This is a genomic window from Kumtagia ephedrae (assembly GCF_003012745.1).
GTDB classification, from domain to species: domain Bacteria; phylum Pseudomonadota; class Alphaproteobacteria; order Rhizobiales; family Rhizobiaceae; genus Kumtagia; species Kumtagia ephedrae.
Genome location: NZ_PXYK01000018.1, coordinates 86,305 through 102,736, shown reverse-complemented (window position 1 = coordinate 102,736; position 16,432 = coordinate 86,305). Strand labels below are relative to the sequence as shown.

Below are 16,432 nucleotides of genomic sequence, written 5' to 3'. Positions count from 1 at the left end.
TCGGTCAAACGTCGCCGAGATCGATCTGCAGGATTTCCGGCGGCATGCCGAAGCGCACCGGCAGGATGCTGCACCCCAGCCCGCCGGAGACGATCAGGTGGCGGCCGTCCTCGACAATGTGGCCGTAGGCGTAGCGGTTGCCGAAGCGCGACGGCACCACGGGTGCATGGCCGAACAGCCGCACCTGGCCGCCATGGGTGTGACCCGACAGCGTCAGCGAGATGCGGTGCCGCACTTTCGGAAAGATGTCCGGCTCGTGCGCCAGCAGGATCGCCGGCGCGCCGTCGGTGATCTTGTCCAGCGTTGCGTCCAGATCGTCCACGCCGTGAAATCCCTTGCGGCCCCAGCGCTTGCCGGGGCGCAGCGCCAGCTGGTCGCCGAGGCCCGCGATCCAAAACGCCTGTCCATCCTTCTCCAGCCGGACCGCATCGTTGTGGAGCACCGAGATTCCCGCTTTCTCCAGCGCGCGGTGTGCGATGGTCGGCCCTTGTCCGGCCTTCTGGGCGGTCAGATCCTCCCACCAGTCGTGATTGCCGAGCACCGCCTGCACACCGAGCGGCGCCTTCAACCGGCCGAGCACCGGCGCCCATTCGGCGGCATCGACCCAGTCGGTCGCCAGCCAGGTGCCGCTGACATAGTCGCCGAGCAGCACGATGACGTCAGGCTCCAGCGTGTTGGCGCGCGCCACCAGCTTTGCGATGCGTTCCGGCGGCATCCACGGCCGGCAGGCGTGTATGTCGGCAAGCGCCACGATGCGCAGCCGAAGATCGTCGGGCCAGCCCGGCGGTTTCAACGCATAGCGTTGCACCCGCGTCAGAAGCTGCGGCTCGACGCCGAAGGCGTAGCCGCCGAGCGCGAGCGTCGCCAGCAGCGAGCCGCCGGCAAGCCGTAAAAAACCGCGTCTGGTGATCATCGAGGTCCACTCGCAAGGGTTGCCGCGCCGCTTGCGAGGAGATGCCAGGCCAATGCGCCGGCATGGCGGCCGATTTCAGGAGATTTGGTGCAGGAAAAACGACGTCGACGTCGCCGGCCAGCAAGACCTCAGGCGTCATCCTCGAACAAGCTCGCCTGGGTCGCCGCCAGGTTGCGCGGCGCCTCCAGCCCGAGATGTTTCCAGGCATTGGCCGTCAGCATGCGGCCGCGCGGGGTGCGTTGGATGAAACCCTGCTGGATCAGGTAGGGCTCGATGATGTCCTCGATGGCGTCGCGCGGCTCGGACAGGCCGGCGGAGATGGTCTCGACCCCGACCGGCCCGCCGCCGAAATTCTGCGCGATCATCGTCAGGTAGCGGCGGTCGAGCTGGTCGAGGCCGAGCGCGTCGACGTCGAGCCGGCGCAACGCCTCGTCCGCTACCTTGCGCGAGACGCGCTCGGCGCCGTCGACGCTGGCGAAGTCGCGCACGCGCCGCAAGAGCCGGCCGGCGATGCGCGGCGTGCCGCGGGCGCGCCGGGCGATCTCCGAGGCGCCGTCGTCGGCCATCGGCAGCTGCAGGATGCGGGCGCCGCGCCGCACGATCTGCTCCAGCTCCTCGACCGTGTAGAAGTTGAGCCGGACCGGGATGCCGAAGCGGTCGCGCAGCGGATTGGTGAGCAGGCCGAGCCGCGTCGTGGCGGCGACCAGCGTGAACTTCGCCAGCTCGATCTTGACCGAGCGCGCCGCCGGTCCTTCGCCGATGATCAGGTCGAGCTGGAAATCCTCCATGGCCGGATAAAGAATCTCCTCCACCGCCGGATTGAGCCGGTGGATCTCGTCGATGAACAGCACGTCGCGCTCTTCCAGATTGGTGAGCAGCGCCGCGAGGTCGCCGGCCTTGGCGATCACCGGGCCGGAGGTCGAGCGGAAGTTGACGCCGAGCTCGCGCGCCATGATCTGCGCCAGCGTGGTCTTGCCGAGGCCGGGCGGGCCGACGAACAGCACATGGTCGAGCGCCTCGCCGCGCGCCTTCGCCGCCTCGATGAAAACCTTCAGGTTGGCGCGCGCGTCCGCCTGGCCGACGAACTCGTCCAGCGTCTGCGGCCGCAGCGTGGCATCGGCGTCCTCGCCGCGTTTTTCGGAGGAGATGAGGCGGGCGGGCTGGCTCACGACCTGTCGCTCCTGGAAGGGAGCGATCCCCACCTCTCCCTTGACCACTTGAAACCCTCTTTCAGGCCGATCCTCGCCAGCGTGGTCACCTTCAATCCCATCAACTTCCACCCTATGCCAGCAATTCCATCAACGGGATGGCCGACGCGGCGGCGGCATCGAACGTCACTGTGCGGGAGCAGCCTGCCCGCGCGGCGGAAAGCGCGATCAAATGATCGGCCAGGTCTCCCGCCTTGACCTTCGAGCCGCGCAACAGCGTCGAGAGATGGTGCTGCTCCTCGAACACGAAAGCTGGAGACGACATCAAGCTCTCGATCACGAACACGACGCGATCCTGTGAGAATCGATAGCGGCTCCGAAGCACCCAGATGAACTCGACGAGAACGACGATGCTGACGAAGGCGGGGTCGTCGGCGTGGCGTGCACCGAAAAACGCAGCAGCTCGTTCCGATTCGCCGATGTCTTCTATGACCACGAAACGAAGCAGGACATTCGTATCCACCCCGATCATTTGTGGCGCTCTCGCCATTCACGCGAGATCCTCTCGTCGTCCTCTGCGACATATCGACCGATCGCTTCGTCGAAGTCTTTGAGCGTTGCGCCCGCGCCGGCCGGCGGTCTGCCGAGAATTCCGAAGAGATCGGCAACCGATTTGTTCTTGGGGATCATCATGGCGCCACCCTCCACGATGACGAACTCGACGCGATCGCCGGACTGCAGCCCGAAGTGCTCCCGCACTTCCTGCGGGATTGTCGTCTGCCCTTTTGTGGTAATCTTGGCGGAATAGCTCATTGACTTGCTTCCAAATTCTTACTCGGCAAGCATAGTAAGGATGGGGCCAGTTCGCAAGTTACCGCGCCAGCTCCCTCAGCCCCAGCCGGATCAGCTTCGCCGAATCCGCGCCTTCGCCGGCCACCTTCAGCGCCGCCGCAACCGCATTTGCAGCCGTGTCGCGCGAATAGCCGAGATTGGTCAGCGCCGAGACGGCGTCCGCCACCGGCGCCGGCGCAACGCCCTCGCCGAGTTCCTGCTTCAGCCCGATCGTCCCCGATGCCGATCCGGCGAAGGCCGGCGCCTTGGTCCGGAGCTCGGTGACGATGCGCTCGGCCACTTTCTTGCCGACGCCGGGCGCCCGCGACACCATGGCGATGTCGCGCAGCGCGATGGCGTTGGCGAGGTCGGCCGGCTCCAGCGTCGACAGCACCGACAGCGCCACCTTGGCGCCGACGCCCTGCACATTGCCCATCAGCAGGCGGAACCATTCCCGCTCCAGAGCGGTGCGAAAACCGTAGAGGCGGATCATGTCCTCGCGCACATAGGTCTCGATGAACAGAGTCACCGCTTCGCCGGCGCCGGGCAGCGTCGCCAGCGTGCGCGCCGAGCAATGCGCGAAATAGCCGACGCCATGCACGTCGACCGTGCAATGATCCTCGCCGATCTCGTCGACGACGCCCTTGAGCTTGCCGATCATTCAGACGCCCCCTTGGCCCAGGACAACTCCCACCCCGTGCAATGTCAGCCCGCCAGCGCCGCCAGCCGCGCGCCCAGCCCCTGCCGGTGATGCGCGTGACAGATGGCGATGGCCAGCGCGTCGGCGGCGTCGTCGCCGACGAAGGTCGCCTTCGGCAGCAGCACCTTCACCATCATGTGGATCTGCTTCTTGTCGCCGTGGCCGACGCCGATCACCGCCTTCTTCACCGCGTTGGGCGCGTATTCGGCAACGGCCAGCCCGGCGCGCGCCGGCACCAGCATGGCTATGCCGCGTGCCTGGCCGAGCTTCAGCGTGGCGGTGGCGTCCTTGTTGACGAAGGTCGCTTCCACCGCCGCTTCCTGGGGCGCGTGGGTGTCGAGCACCACGCAGAGCCCGTCATGCAGCTGGCACAGTCGCTCGGCCAGCGATGCCTTGTCGTCGGAGCGCACCGTGCCCGAGGCGACGAAACACAACGCATTGCCGCGCGCCTCGACCAGGCCCCAGCCGGTGCGTCGCAGGCCAGGGTCGATGCCGATGATGCGAATCGTTTCCTGCATGGACGAAACCTATCCTTTTCGCCGCATGCCTGTCAGGAAAATGTGAACGAAACGAAAACAGTCGGATGCAGGACGCCCGGAGCGTCGGCCTCGGCTGCCCGCCTCAGCCGCGCGCGAAGGCGGTGTTGAGCAGGCTGATCTGGTCGGAAACCGGATTGCTGCGGCGCGCCAGCGGCTCGCCGGGGCCGTCGGGTGTGCGCCCGTAGATCTCCTCGTCCATGCGGCGCACCAGGTTCTGCAGGCTGAGCGAGCGCTGGACCAGCGACAGGAACGCCTCCGGCAGCTCGTTCCAGCCAGTCGCGTGGTCCGGCGCCGACGCCGTATCGAGCCGCACCTTGCATTTTTCGGCCGCCACCTGGTCGCGCGTCATCTCCCCGGAATTGGCGGCGCGCTGCAGGAGCAGCCAGGAGGCTATCTGCATCAGCCGGGTGGTGAGGCGCATCGATTCGGCGGCGTAGAGCGTGGCGGCCATGCGCGACAGCTTGCGCGCCTCGCTGCGGCCCGGCCCGTCCAGATATTCGGCGGCGCGCTCCACCAGGCTCATGCCTTCGTTGTAGAGCGGCTTGAAGGAATCGGAGAAGACGCGCCGTTCGGCGAGCTTGATCGGTTGTCTGCTTTCCATGAAGGCTGTGCCCGTCGTCATTCTCCGGCCCGATGGAGGCCCGTGCCGGGCGTCAGCCGCCCTCTGCGGTCGCCTTCTTGCCGATTCCTCTCGAGCATGGAAGATGCGCCGCTGCGGAGGCGAAGGCAAGAGCATGTTTAACAAAGGGTTAACGGGCCGGCCCGGCACAAAAAAAAGAGCCGCGGAAAGCGGCTCTCGAGAGTTTAACAGGGAGGCGTCAAACGAAGTGGCTCCAACCACTCGGTAAGAATCCAGATAACTGGATGCCCCCAATAAACGGCTGTAAAGCTTAATGGACGCTTAACGCGTCGGAGAATTTTTTACCGGCCGGCCTACGTCTGTGCCATCCAGATACACATCCGAGCCGGAAACCGCCGGCTTGTGCATCGTCGAGAAGGCGATGAAGGCGAACAGCAGCATGCCGGCATAAAACGCCATCGAGCCGACGGCGACGATCGGCTCGACCGCGGCGTTGCCGGCAAGCAGGAAGTACAGCCCGACCATCAGCATGACGCCGCTGACCGCCGAGACCCAGAAATGCACCTGCGCCAGCCACGACAGGCGGGCCGCCGGCACAAGATGGTAGAAGAAGGCGAACACCGCCGACATCAGCCACCCGGCCACCATCGCATGCGCGTGGACCGGCATCTGCGCGTGGTCGTGGGTGATCGACATATGCAGGCCGAGCGCCATGCCGCAGAGCGCATAGAGGATGGCCAGCGTGAAGAAGTTCCGTGCAACGCCTTGCATAGAGTGTCCTTTCAGTTCCGCGATCGATGGGGAGGCGGCCCTGCCGGTCACCCCATCGCCCGCGGCTGTTAGACACCCCGCCTGTTTCCGAGCCGTGTCGGCCGCGCTCGAAAAAGGATACGGACGGTTACACCGGCGAAACCGAGGCAGGTAGCCCCTCGTCCGCTCACCCCGCCTTCGCCATCTCGCGCAGCCGGAACTTCTGGATCTTGCCGGTCGAGGTCTTGGGGATCTCGACGAAGACCACCGCCTTTGGCACCTTGAAGCGCGCCAGCAGCTTGCGGCAGTGCTCGATGATCTCGGCCTCGGTCGCCGTCCTGCCGGGCTTGAGCTCGACATAGGCGACCGGCACCTCGCCCCATTTGTCGTCGGCGCGCGCGACCACGCCGCAGGACGCCACCGCCGGGTGCCTGTAGAGCGCGTCCTCCACTTCGATCGAGGAGATGTTCTCGCCGCCAGAGATGATGATGTCCTTCGAGCGGTCCTTGAGCTGGATGTAGCCGTCCGGATGCTTGACGCCGAGGTCGCCGGAGTGGAACCAGCCGCCGGCGAAGGCTTCGTCCGTCGCCTTCCTGTTCTTCAGGTAGCCCTTCATGACGATGTTGCCGCGGAACATCACCTCGCCGATGGTCTGGCCGTCGGCGGGCGTCTCGCGCATGGTCGCCGGGTCCATCACCGTCAGCCCCTCCAGCGAGGCGTAGCGCACGCCCTGCCGCGCCTTCTTGGCCGTGCGCGCACCCGCGTCGAGGCTGTCCCATTCGCCGTGCCATTCGTTGACCACGGCCGGGCCGTAGGTCTCGGTCAGGCCGTAGAGATGCGTGACGGCGAAACCAGCCTCGGCCATGCCGGCCAGCACGGCCTCGGGGGGCGGCGCGGCGGCGGTGTTGAAGGTCACCGTCTGCGGGAAGTCGCGCCTATCCTCTCCGGATGCATTGATCAGCATCGACATGACGATCGGCGCGCCGCACAGATGGGTGACGCCGTGGTCGGCGATGGCGTCGTACATCGACCTGGCGCGCACCCAGCGTAGGCAGACATGGGTGCCGGCCTGCAGGGCGAGCGTCCACGGGAAGCACCAGCCGTTGCAGTGGAACATCGGCAGCGTCCACAAATAGACGGGATGCCTGCCCATGCCAGCATGGATGGTGTTGGTGGTGGCCATCAGCGCCGCGCCGCGATGGTGATAGACGACGCCCTTCGGGTTGCCGGTGGTGCCTGAGGTGTAGTTGAGCGCGATGGCGTCCCATTCGTCGTCCGGCATCGACCAGGCGAAGTCCGGATCGCCGGACTGCACGAACGCCTCGTAGTCGAGCGATCCGATCCGCTCGCCCTTCGCATAGGGCGCATCGGCCGGATAGTCGGGATCGTCGTAGTCGATCACCAGCGGCTTGACCGCGGCGAGCGCCAGTGCCTCGCGCATGACGGCGGAGAATTCGCGGTCGACGATCACCACCTTCGCTTCGGCATGGTCGAGCTGGAAGGCGACCACCGCCGCGTCCAGCCGCGTGTTGAGCGAATGCAGCACCGCCTTCACCATCGGCACGCCGAAATGCGCCTCCAGCATCGCCGGCGTGTTGGAGAGCATGACGGTGACGGTGTCGCCCTTGCCGATGCCCTTCGCCGCCAGCGCCGAGGCGAGCTGCAGCGAGCGCCGCCAGAAATCGCGGTAGGAGAGGCGCAGGCCCCCATGGACGATCGCCGGTTGATCCGGAAAGGTCTTGGCTGCCCTTTCCAGCAGCGTCAGCGGCGTCAGCGGCTGGTGGTTGGCGGCGCTGCGGTCGAGGCCGACCTCGTAGATGCTGGGCAAGATTCGCTCCCCGGAACGGCTGGTGTTTGCGCCGATCCTAGAGCGCGCCGCGGCGGCGGGGAAGAAATTCCGTTCCTCGTACGGAGGGAAAGTGGACGAGGAAAGGAGGGCCGCCCGCCGTCAGGCGGGCCGCAGCCCGCGCCCCTCGTATGGCGCCGGCGGCGCGGCCGGTCGCGGCGCCGGTCGCTTGCCGCCCCAGCCGATCGTCGGCAGCCATTCCAGCCAGTACGCCAGCGTGAACTGCAGCGCGATGCCGGCGCCGATCAGGGCGGTGTCGAACAGCACGCCGCCGCCATAGACGACCTTCAGCACCTGTCCGGCCATGGCCAGCATCGTGCCGGCGATGAAGACCGGCAGCGAATGCCTGCCGAGCACCGCCAGCGGGCTGTTGGCGCCGGTGCGCGCCAGGTTGGAGAGCGACGGGATCGCGACGATCAGATAGGCCAGCGCCAGCACGTGCAGCAGCCGCGGCAGCGACAGGAAGGTCTTGTCGAAGCCGGAAAGCACCGGCGGCAGGTCGATGGACGCCTCCAGCCCCCAGAACGACCCGCGCACCCAGACGAAGGCCAGGACGATGAAGCCCAGCGACATCGCCGCCAGCGGGCGGCTGTAGCAGATCGCGCCGCCGCGCTTCACATGCAGCATGCAGGCCATGCCGATCACGAACAGGAACTGCCAGGACAGCGGGTTGAGGAACCAGAAGCCGTCGGTGGGATAGTTGGAGGGCGCGATCTGCCAGTAGCCGGCGGCGAACCAGACGAGGCCGGAGACGGTGACCATCAGCACCAGGCTGACGCGGCTGAGCAGCAGGAACAGCGGCAGCATGACGAGCACCGCGGCATACATCGACAGGATGTTGTTGTAGCCGACCTGATGGCCGAGCGTGGCGAGGCCGACGAGCGCGCGCGGCGTATCCTCCACCAGCGCCGTGATGTTGATCATCTCCAGCAGCTTGGGGCGCGCGAACCACAGCGCCGCGGCCGAGAACATGGCCAGCGTCGCCACCGTGGTGACGATATGGGCGACATAGAGCACGCAGGCGCGCCGCCATGCCTTGAGCGTCATCAAGAGCCGGCTGCCCGGCTCGAACTTCAGGCCATAGGCGAGGCCGACGGCGATGCCCGAGATCAGCACGAAGGCCTCCGCCGAATCGGAGAAGCCGAAATTCTTGTGCGTGAGGTGCTCGAAGACCGTGCCCGGGACGTGGTTGACGAAGATCGTCAGCAGCGCCAGCGCGCGGAATACGTCGATGCGGGTATCCCGCGTGGAGGCTGTGTTGGTCGTCATCGCGGCGTAAAGTTCCAAACGCGAACAAAGTTCCTTGCCGCCCGCCCGGTGCGACATTGCGGGTGCGTCATGTGACGGCCGTGTGGCGGCAGCATGCGTCGCGGCCGAATTCCCGCCAATTTCCCATCACGAAATGTTTCAGCTCAAAACAATTGCGCGGCGCCGTCCCACAGCAGCTTCACCGCGATCAGCGCCACGGTGGCATAGGTGAACGGATAGAAGACCTCCGGCCGCATCCGCCGCACCAGCCATGCGCCGGCCAGCGTGGCCAGCGGCGCGATCGGCATCAGCGCTGCGGAAGCGGCGAGATTGGTCGCGTCGAACTGGCCGAGCGCGAAATAGGGAACGAGCTTGATGGCGTTGGTGATGGCGAAGAAGATGACGGCTGTGCCGGTCAGCACCTTCGGGTCGAGCCGGAGCGGCAGCGCATAGACCTGGAAGGGCGGGCCGCCGACATGCGCGACGAAGCTGGTGAAGCCGGCGACCGTACCCCAGAAGGCCGCGAGCACAGGGTTGCGCGACGCCGCATGGCCGCCGCCATGGCGGAGCTGCTGATAGATCCAGCGCAGCACGAAGACGAAAGCGACGGCGCCGACGATAAGGCGGACCATGTCGGCGGTGACCAGCGAGGCGGTGAGCCAGCCGGCGCCGATACCGACCAGCGCGCCGGGCATCATGGAGCGCAGCAGGTCGCGGTCGAAGACGCCGCGCCAGCTCCACAACGATACCAGGTCCATGAGGATCAGGATGGGCAGCAGAATCGCCGCCGCCTGCACCGGCGACATCGCCAGCGCCATCAGCGGCACGCCGGCGAAGCCGAAAGCACCGCCCAGGCCGCCCTTGGACAGGCCGACCAGGATGACCGCCGGCACGGCGGCGGCGTAGAACCACGGATCGGTGAGGAGAGCGGTCATGCGGGGAGGGCCTTTCGCCGCTGCATAACCCGGCCTGCCCCGCTTTGCATAGACCTGGCATGAAAGGCGCGGGCCGGAAGTATTGTATGTGCCAACTTGACGAACTCCGGAAATTCCGTAGCATAGGTCATGCAGACGGTCGTCGAAACCAATGCTTATCTCGCGGCCGCCAAAGCGGCCGGCATGACGGATGCCGAGCGAGCCGCAGCGATCGATCTGGTTGCGTGGGATCCGCACAGCGGCGACATCATGCAGGGCACCGGTGGTTGCCGGAAAGTCCGGCTCGCCGGCCGCAGCAAAGGAAAGAGCGGCGGATACCGGATCATCTTCGCCTTCGGCAGCGTCCACTTTCCCGTGTTTCTGATCACGGTGTTTGGCAAGGGCGAAAAGGACAACCTGACCAAAGCCGAGCGCAACAACTTGGCGAAGCTGACCAAGATACTGTTCGAACACTATGGAAGGTGAGCCAATGACAAAACACGCGTTCGAAAAGATCAAGGCGGGCCTGGAGGACGCCATCGCATTCGCCCAGGGCGATCAAGATCGCGGCGCACTCCATGTTCCGGAAACGATCGACGTACGGAGCATCCGCAAGGGTCTAGGATTAAGCCAGGAGCAATTTTCCGCGCAGTATGGCTTCGGGCTCGCGCGGTTGCGCGATTGGGAGCAGGGGCGGTCGTCACCCGACAGCGCGGCCCGGGCCTATCTGATCGTTATCCAGCGGGAGCGCGAGGCCGTCGACCGGGCGTTGCATGCCGCGTAGGCCAGCCTGTTCAAAGCGGGCAGCCTCGTCTATGTCAAAATGCAAACATGATCGCGCGGCATGGCTGCGCGCCTCCGTATAGCTCGAACCAAAGGCGTTCCGCCGCACCGACATGACCGACAGAACGCCCCCCAACCGCTGCCGCCTCGTGCTGATCGCGCCGTCCGGCGAAGACGCCGAGAGCTTCGGCCCGCGCCTGCTCGAAGCCGCCGCCGGCGGCGACGTCGCCTCGCTGATCCTGCCGGCCCGCGCCGGCGAGGCCGCCTTCCAGGATTTCGCCGCGCCGATCGTGCGCATCGCCCAGGAAGCCGGCATCGCCGCGATCGTTGCCGGCGACACGCGCATCGCCGGCAGGGTCGGGGCCGACGGTATCCATCTGGAGATGGCCAAGGACGAGCTGCGCCAGGCGGTGGAGCGCTGGCAGGGCAGGATGATCGTCGGGACGGGCGGCGCCACCACCCGCGACGACGCGCTGGAGCTCGGCGAGACGCAGCCCGACTACATGTTCTTCGGCCGCTTCGGCTTCGACACCAAGCCGGAGCCGCACCGGCGCAACCTGGCGCTCGGAGCCTGGTGGGCGGAGCTGGTGGAAATCCCCTGCATCGTGCTGGGCGGGTCGGACGTCTCTTCGGTCGAGGCTGTGGCCGCGACCGGCGCCGACTTCGTTGCGCTGTCGAGCGCGGTGTTCGGGCCGGACGCCGATCCGCGCGCTGCGGTGGAACAGGCGAACGCGATCCTCGACCGGACCGCGCCGCGGTTCGGGAACTGACGCCATGACCATGCGCGCGCCAAGGCTCCTCTCGCTGGCTGCGGCGGCCGCGGTCGCCATGGCCCTTCCCGTGCCTGCGGCCGAGAACCCGACCGACAACCGGCTGCCCAGCCCGGTCGATCCCGAACGCTTCTCGGGCGGGCTGACGCGCGACGGCAATGTCGATCCCGAGCGCTTCGGCCAGCGCCAGCCCGACCAGGCCTTTGGCGCCTTCCAGCGCGGGCTTTACATGACCGCCTACAACCTCGCCCTAGTGCGCGCAGAGAACGGCGACCCGGCGGCGCAGACGCTGGTTGCCGAAATCCTGTCGCGCGGGCTCGGCCGGCCGCGCGACGAGGCGGGCGCGGCGAAATGGTATCAGCTGGCATCCGAGCAGGGCATCCCGGAGGCGCAGTTCCAGTACGCGCTGCTTTTGCTCGACGGGCGCTTCGTCAAGAAGGACGACAAGCAGGCCTTCGCCCTCATGCAGGCGGCGGCCGAGGCCGGCAATTTGTTCGCGCAGTTCAACTTCGCGCAGATGCTGATCAAGCGCGAGCCCGACGAGCGCGGCCTTGCCAAGGCGGTTTCCTACTATGAGCGCGCGGCGCGGGACGGCCTGGCGGACGCGCAGTACGCGATGTCGCAGATCTCCGCCAACGGCGTGGGCGGCAAGAAGGCCGACGACAAGGAGGCGCGCCGGTGGCTGCTCTTGGCCGCGCGCCAGAACTACGACACCGCCCAGCTCGACCTCGGCCACTGGCTGATGGAGGGCCGGGGCGGCGAGCGGAACCGCGCCGAGGGGTTCGCCTGGCTGCTCAGGGCGGCGCGCGGCGGCAACGTCGCGGCCCAGAACGACGTCGCCAAGCTTTACATGCAGGGCCTCGGCGTCGCGCCGGACACGGCCGCCGCCGCGTCCTGGTACCTGCTTGCCCGGCGCGCCGGCCTGGTCGATCCCATCATGGAGGATTTCTTCGACGGCTTGACCGACGAGGAGATCAAGCAGGCGCTGGAGCGGTCGAACCGGCTGCGCTGACCGCAGGCAGCGCATCCGCAACCGGCCGCTCTCTTGCCTCCCGCGGCGTTTTATGGTCTTGGAAGCCCCGAAAATCGCGACAGCAGCGAACTCTTTCCTCCGGAACAAGCACAAAATGGCCAAGATCAACGGCAACGAAATCCGTCCCGGCAACGTCATCGAGCACGATGGCGGCCTCTGGGTGGCGGTCAAGACCAACGCGGTCAAACCCGGCAAGGGCGGGGCCTACAACCAGGTCGAACTGAAGAACCTCATCAACGGCACCAAGCTCAACGAGCGCTTCCGCTCGGCCGAGACGGTCGAGCGCGTGCGGCTGGAGCAGAAGGATTTCTCCTTCCTCTACGAGCAGGGCGAGGCGCTGGTGTTCATGGACACCGAGAGCTACGAGCAGCTCGAGCTGCAGAAGGATTTCGTCGGCGAGCGCGCCGCCTTCCTGCAGGACGGCATGACCGTCACCGTCGAGCTCTATGAGGAGAAGCCGATCGGCATCGCCCTGCCCGACCAGGTGGTGCTGACCATCACCGAGGCCGATCCGGTGGTCAAGGGCCAGACGGCCGCCTCCTCCTACAAGCCCGCCGTGCTGGAGAACGGCGTCCGCGTGCTGGTGCCGCCCTTCATCGAGGCCGGCGAGAGGATCCTCGTCGACACCAACGAGATCACCTATCTGCGCCGCGCCGACTGACGGCCCGGGATAGTCACGATGGCGCGCTCCGCACTCCTCAATGTCATGGTCCAGGCGGCAATGAAGGCCGGCCGCTCGCTGTCGCGCGATTTCGGCGAGGTGCAGAACCTGCAGGTGTCGCTGAAGGGTCCGGCCGATTTCGTCAGCCAGGCCGACCGCAAGGCCGAGGACATCGTCTTTGCCGAGCTGTCGCGTGCCCGTCCGGGCTACGGCTTCCTGATGGAGGAGCGCGGTGTGGTGGCGGGCGACGACGACCAGCACCGCTGGATCGTCGATCCGCTCGACGGCACCACCAATTTCCTGCACGGCCTGCCGATCTTCGCCGTGTCGATCGCCCTGGAGCGCCAGGGCCAGGTCGTCGCCGGCGTGATCTACAATCCGGCCATGGACGAGCTCTACACCGCCGAGCGCGGCGGCGGCGCCTTCATGAACGACCGCCGTCTGCGCGTCGCGGCGCGCTCGAAACTGTCGGACACGGTGATCGGCACCGGCATGCCGCATCTCGGCCTCGGCCACCACGGCAACTACCTGGTCGAGCTGCGCAACGTCATGGGCGAGGTGGCCGGCATCCGCCGCCTCGGCTCCGCATCGCTCGACCTCGCCTATGTCGCCGCCGGCCGGCTCGACGGTTTCTGGGAAGACCCGCTGTCGCCCTGGGACATCGCCGCCGGCATGCTGTTGATCCGCGAGGCCGGCGGCTTCGTCTCCGACCGGCACGGCGAGCAGGGCATGTTCGACAACCGCTCGATCGTCGCCGGCAACGAGACGATCCACCGGGCGCTGCTGAAGACGCTGAAGAAGCCGGTGGCGGGGCGCTGAGCGCGAAGTTGCCGGCCTCGGTTGACTGCGGTTATCGGGAAAACGGAAATGCGCGCAATCCGCGTCTATGACAGGATTGCGCGCCATTTCTCGGGATCGCCGGCCGACTTTGCAAGTCTCGGCTCCGGGCCTGACGGACCTCGCTCAAACTTGCACAAGGTTCTCCCGCGCGTGTTCGGACCGGCGGGACGAAGCACGCTTTAGCTGGACACTGTCTCGCGCTATTGGACCCTTTTCACCACAGGCGGCATCCAGCTTCCGTCGAGGATCGAGGGGCTGGTCTCCTTGGGCCAGTACATTCTGAGCATCGGTAGGAATGCGCCCTTCGGCGCAGGGAGCCAGTTCGCCTCCTTGCCCGCGCCCGGCGACTCGTTCTGGAAATAAAGCGTCAACGAGCCGTCTTCGTTGGGCACCGGATTGTTGCGCGGGCTGACCGTGAACTTGTTCAGCTTGTTCGGCACGAACCACCAGCCTTGGTCGATCTCATACATGGTGATCGACCAGAAGCCGCTGACCGGCGGTTCCTCGCCCTTGGCAAAGGTCAGCGTGTACTTGTGCTCGCCGGAGAGCGGCTGGCCGTCGGCGTCGCGCAGCGTGTAGGGATAAACCGCATCCTCCTGCAGGTTCGCCGGCCAGCCGAAGGCCGCGACGACCGCCCGCTTCATATAGTCGGTCCCATAGGCACCGACCCCCTTGGTCATGGTCCAGCCGTTCACCTCGGAACCGAGTACGTGCTGGTTGTCGCCGATATGCTTGAGCGCGTCCTGCGGCAAAGTCTCGAGTGCCGCCGCGATCTCGGGGCCGAGTGCTGCGAGGTCGAAGTCCTTGCACGGCTCGAGGCCGATCTTCGCCATCCGCGCCAGCATCGGCGCGTCTTCCGCCGCCGGCGGTGCGGTCTTGCACATGAGATCGGCCATCCGATCGAAATAGCCTTCGGTGCCGAACCCCAGGATCACCGCCTGTGGCTTGTCGGTCATCGAAAACCCCGGCTCGGGATCGACCGGCGGCGCCTGGTAGACGTAGTCGGCCTTACCGACCGCCGACAGCGGGCGGATGTCGTACTGCGCCTGCAACGCGTTCACCGCCTCGTAGTCGGCGTCGGTGCCGTCTGCGTAGGTGCGGCCGAGGATGAGCATGTAGCGGGTCGGCACTTCCACGTGTGTCATCCCTTCGGGAACCTCGCCGCTCCAGCCGGGACCGGACAGCAGGAAGGTGTGGGCTTTCTCGCCGCTGGTGCGGCTGCCGCCGGAGTGGATGACCGGCATCCACAGACTGTACATTGGAAAGAGGAAGTAGCGCTTGCCCATGTCCGGATAGGACAAGACCCAGGGCTGGTCGCCGAGATCGAGCCACGCCGCAGAGTAGAGCGTATCTGCGTTCGGCGCGGAGACGCCGCGATAGTCGCCCGGCGGATAGCGCTTGACGTTGATGAACTGCCCCATCGGGCCGCGCAGTTCCTCGATCTTGTCGACGTTGGTCATCTGCACCCGCGTCACCTCGGTGGTGATCAGCGAGTATCCGTAGACATAGGCATCCATGGCGATCGACTTGGCCTCCTCGGCGGTCAGCGCGTTTGCGTTGCCCGAGCTGGCCGCGGTCGCCAGGCCAGTCATAAGAATGAATCTTGCCAGATACTTCGATTTCATGCGCATATCTCCCTCATTGCAAGCCGCCTGCTCAGCTCACGGTTCAACCACTGTGAAGAACCAGATCCGCCAAGAAAATCTCGCTGAACGGCACAAAGCCGGCAAGATCGAAGCGAAGCCCTACCTTGCTCCGTCAAGCTGTACATGATGCCTGATGTTGCTGACGAACCATTTTGCGCCATCGGCCCAGAAACTCCCGGCAAGCTCGAGGTTCGATTCGGTACCCGTCATTTCGGTGACCGCCTTGGCGGGCGTCCCCGCCTTCGTCCGTGGCGCCTTTGGCGACAAGCTGCTCAGGCAAGCCAACCGGGCGGCGATGCTCGACATCGAGGCGATCGAGGATCAGGATTGCTTCATCCCGCACGTCACGATGAGCGCCTTCGTCGACTCCATCGCCAGACTGACCGGCGAAGAATATTTCGGGCTTCTCTTGGCGCCCCATTTGACGGTCGCGAGCTACGGCTGCTGGGGTGAGTATGTCCTGGGGGCGTCCACGCTGGGCGACGCGATCCAGCGGGCCACGGCCACCATCGGGTTTCACAGCAAGGGTGACTCCCTGTCGCTGAGCGTCATCGATGGGCAGGCTCGTCTGAGCTACACCAGCGCCGCGAAGGGACTTGAGGGATATGCGCAAGTCGCCTGCGGCGCAGCCGGTGTCGTGGTGAACCTCTGCCGGTCGTTCCTTCCCGCCCGTCCGCCTCTGCGATGCGTCGAACTCGACCTTCCGAAGCCGCGCCGGTCCGGCTCCTTCGAAGACGTATTCGGCTGCCCCGTCCTGTTCGACAGGCCGACCGTGACGATCTGCTTCGACGCTGCAGGACTCCATGCCGGCCGCGCACTGCGTGGGGAGGCGGCCCTCGTCACGGTCGACGATCTGGCGCGGGCGCGTGTGGACTGCCGGAAGCTCGGCGGACTTCGCGACATTCTCGCCGAGCAGATCTGGTCACAGGTGCTTGCGGGTAAGGTATCGATCGAAAGCGCGGCGCGATCTCTAGATACAAGCGTCCGCACCCTTCAGCGCGAGTTGAACCGTGAGGGCACGGATTTCCGGACGCTGGCGAACCTGGTGCGTAGCCGAAGGGCGCTTGAGCTGTTGCGCCACTCCGATGCGTCCGTCACGCAGATCTCCGGCTCGTTGGGTTATTCGGCACCGGCGCACTTCGCCCGCGCCCTCCGCAAGGCTACCGGGTTCAGCCCTCGGGAACTTCGTCAGCTTGTTTCGGTCAAGAATTCGACCTGACGTTGGAGCCG

General features: G+C 66.3%; 19 protein-coding genes. 7 read left to right on the top strand and 12 right to left on the bottom strand.

Annotated elements, in window-relative coordinates; all coding sequences use genetic code 11:
- Window positions 1–4: 4 nt before the first annotated feature.
- The 11 genes from C7I84_RS18630 to C7I84_RS18580 form a co-directional block, all read right to left on the bottom strand.
- Window positions 5–913 carry a metallophosphoesterase gene (locus C7I84_RS18630; protein WP_106773722.1) on the bottom strand — a complete coding sequence of 303 codons (909 nt, stop codon included), beginning with the start codon at window positions 911–913 and terminating at the stop codon, window positions 5–7.
- 128 nt (window positions 914–1,041) lie between these two features.
- Window positions 1,042–2,082, bottom strand: coding sequence for a Holliday junction branch migration DNA helicase RuvB (ruvB, locus tag C7I84_RS18625; protein WP_106773721.1), 1,041 nt, complete (start codon window positions 2,080–2,082; stop codon window positions 1,042–1,044).
- A 112-nt stretch (window positions 2,083–2,194) separates the two neighbouring features.
- Entirely contained in the window at window positions 2,195–2,593 is a 399-nt protein-coding gene (locus tag C7I84_RS18620; protein WP_165816126.1) for a type II toxin-antitoxin system VapC family toxin, read from the bottom strand.
- Window positions 2,590–2,874, bottom strand: a complete 285-nt coding sequence (locus C7I84_RS18615) for an AbrB/MazE/SpoVT family DNA-binding domain-containing protein (RefSeq protein WP_106773719.1) — start codon at window positions 2,872–2,874, stop codon at window positions 2,590–2,592. Before C7I84_RS18615 ends, C7I84_RS18620 begins: the two co-directional genes overlap by 4 nt.
- Window positions 2,875–2,932: 58 nt before the next feature.
- The gene (ruvA, locus tag C7I84_RS18610) at window positions 2,933–3,553 is read right to left on the bottom strand and encodes a Holliday junction branch migration protein RuvA (protein WP_106773718.1); all 621 of its coding nucleotides are present in this window, start codon (window positions 3,551–3,553) and stop codon (window positions 2,933–2,935) included.
- Between the two features lie 44 nt (window positions 3,554–3,597).
- Entirely contained in the window at window positions 3,598–4,110 is a 513-nt protein-coding gene (gene ruvC / locus C7I84_RS18605) for a crossover junction endodeoxyribonuclease RuvC (protein ID WP_106773717.1), read from the bottom strand.
- A 103-nt stretch (window positions 4,111–4,213) separates the two neighbouring features.
- On the bottom strand, window positions 4,214–4,732 hold the full coding sequence (rcdA, locus tag C7I84_RS18600) for a protease adaptor protein RcdA (RefSeq protein ID WP_106773716.1): 519 nt from the start codon (window positions 4,730–4,732) through the stop codon (window positions 4,214–4,216).
- A gap of 300 nt (window positions 4,733–5,032) precedes the next feature.
- Window positions 5,033–5,482 carry a hypothetical protein gene (locus C7I84_RS18595; protein WP_245428493.1) on the bottom strand — a complete coding sequence of 150 codons (450 nt, stop codon included), beginning with the start codon at window positions 5,480–5,482 and terminating at the stop codon, window positions 5,033–5,035.
- A 166-nt stretch (window positions 5,483–5,648) separates the two neighbouring features.
- Window positions 5,649–7,289: an acyl-CoA synthetase gene (locus C7I84_RS18590; protein ID WP_106773715.1), complete on the bottom strand. Its 1,641-nt coding sequence runs from the start codon at window positions 7,287–7,289 to the stop codon at window positions 5,649–5,651.
- Between the two features lie 120 nt (window positions 7,290–7,409).
- Window positions 7,410–8,576, bottom strand: coding sequence for an OpgC family protein (locus C7I84_RS18585; protein WP_106773714.1), 1,167 nt, complete (start codon window positions 8,574–8,576; stop codon window positions 7,410–7,412).
- Window positions 8,577–8,719: 143 nt separating this feature from the next.
- Window positions 8,720–9,490 (bottom strand): sulfite exporter TauE/SafE family protein, encoded by a 771-nt coding sequence (locus C7I84_RS18580; RefSeq protein ID WP_106773713.1) that lies wholly within the window; start codon window positions 9,488–9,490, stop codon window positions 8,720–8,722.
- Window positions 9,491–9,619: 129 nt separating this feature from the next.
- On the opposite strand from C7I84_RS18580, the gene C7I84_RS18575 reads away from it, so the two are divergent.
- From C7I84_RS18575 to C7I84_RS18550, 6 genes are all read left to right on the top strand, one after another.
- Window positions 9,620–9,955 (top strand): type II toxin-antitoxin system RelE/ParE family toxin, encoded by a 336-nt coding sequence (locus tag C7I84_RS18575; protein WP_106773712.1) that lies wholly within the window; start codon window positions 9,620–9,622, stop codon window positions 9,953–9,955.
- Between the two features lie 4 nt (window positions 9,956–9,959).
- On the top strand, window positions 9,960–10,253 hold the full coding sequence (locus C7I84_RS18570) for a helix-turn-helix domain-containing protein (RefSeq protein WP_106773711.1): 294 nt from the start codon (window positions 9,960–9,962) through the stop codon (window positions 10,251–10,253).
- 112 nt (window positions 10,254–10,365) lie between these two features.
- Window positions 10,366–11,022, top strand: coding sequence for a thiamine phosphate synthase (locus C7I84_RS18565; protein WP_106773710.1), 657 nt, complete (start codon window positions 10,366–10,368; stop codon window positions 11,020–11,022).
- 4 nt (window positions 11,023–11,026) lie between these two features.
- On the top strand, window positions 11,027–12,034 hold the full coding sequence (locus C7I84_RS18560) for a tetratricopeptide repeat protein (protein WP_106773709.1): 1,008 nt from the start codon (window positions 11,027–11,029) through the stop codon (window positions 12,032–12,034).
- Between the two features lie 115 nt (window positions 12,035–12,149).
- The gene (efp, locus tag C7I84_RS18555) at window positions 12,150–12,716 is read left to right on the top strand and encodes an elongation factor P (RefSeq protein ID WP_106773708.1); all 567 of its coding nucleotides are present in this window, start codon (window positions 12,150–12,152) and stop codon (window positions 12,714–12,716) included.
- Window positions 12,717–12,734: 18 nt separating this feature from the next.
- Entirely contained in the window at window positions 12,735–13,535 is an 801-nt protein-coding gene (locus C7I84_RS18550; RefSeq protein ID WP_106773707.1) for an inositol monophosphatase family protein, read from the top strand.
- A gap of 221 nt (window positions 13,536–13,756) precedes the next feature.
- On the opposite strand, the gene C7I84_RS18545 is transcribed toward C7I84_RS18550, so the two are convergent.
- Window positions 13,757–15,181, bottom strand: a complete 1,425-nt coding sequence (locus C7I84_RS18545; protein ID WP_245428492.1) for a DUF1254 domain-containing protein — start codon at window positions 15,179–15,181, stop codon at window positions 13,757–13,759.
- A 154-nt stretch (window positions 15,182–15,335) separates the two neighbouring features.
- Here C7I84_RS18545 and C7I84_RS18540 point away from each other — a divergent pair, with 154 nt between their 5' ends.
- Complete coding sequence (locus C7I84_RS18540) at window positions 15,336–16,421, top strand: AraC family transcriptional regulator (RefSeq protein ID WP_106773705.1); 1,086 nt, start codon at window positions 15,336–15,338, stop codon at window positions 16,419–16,421.
- The last annotated feature ends 11 nt before the right edge of the window (window positions 16,422–16,432 follow it).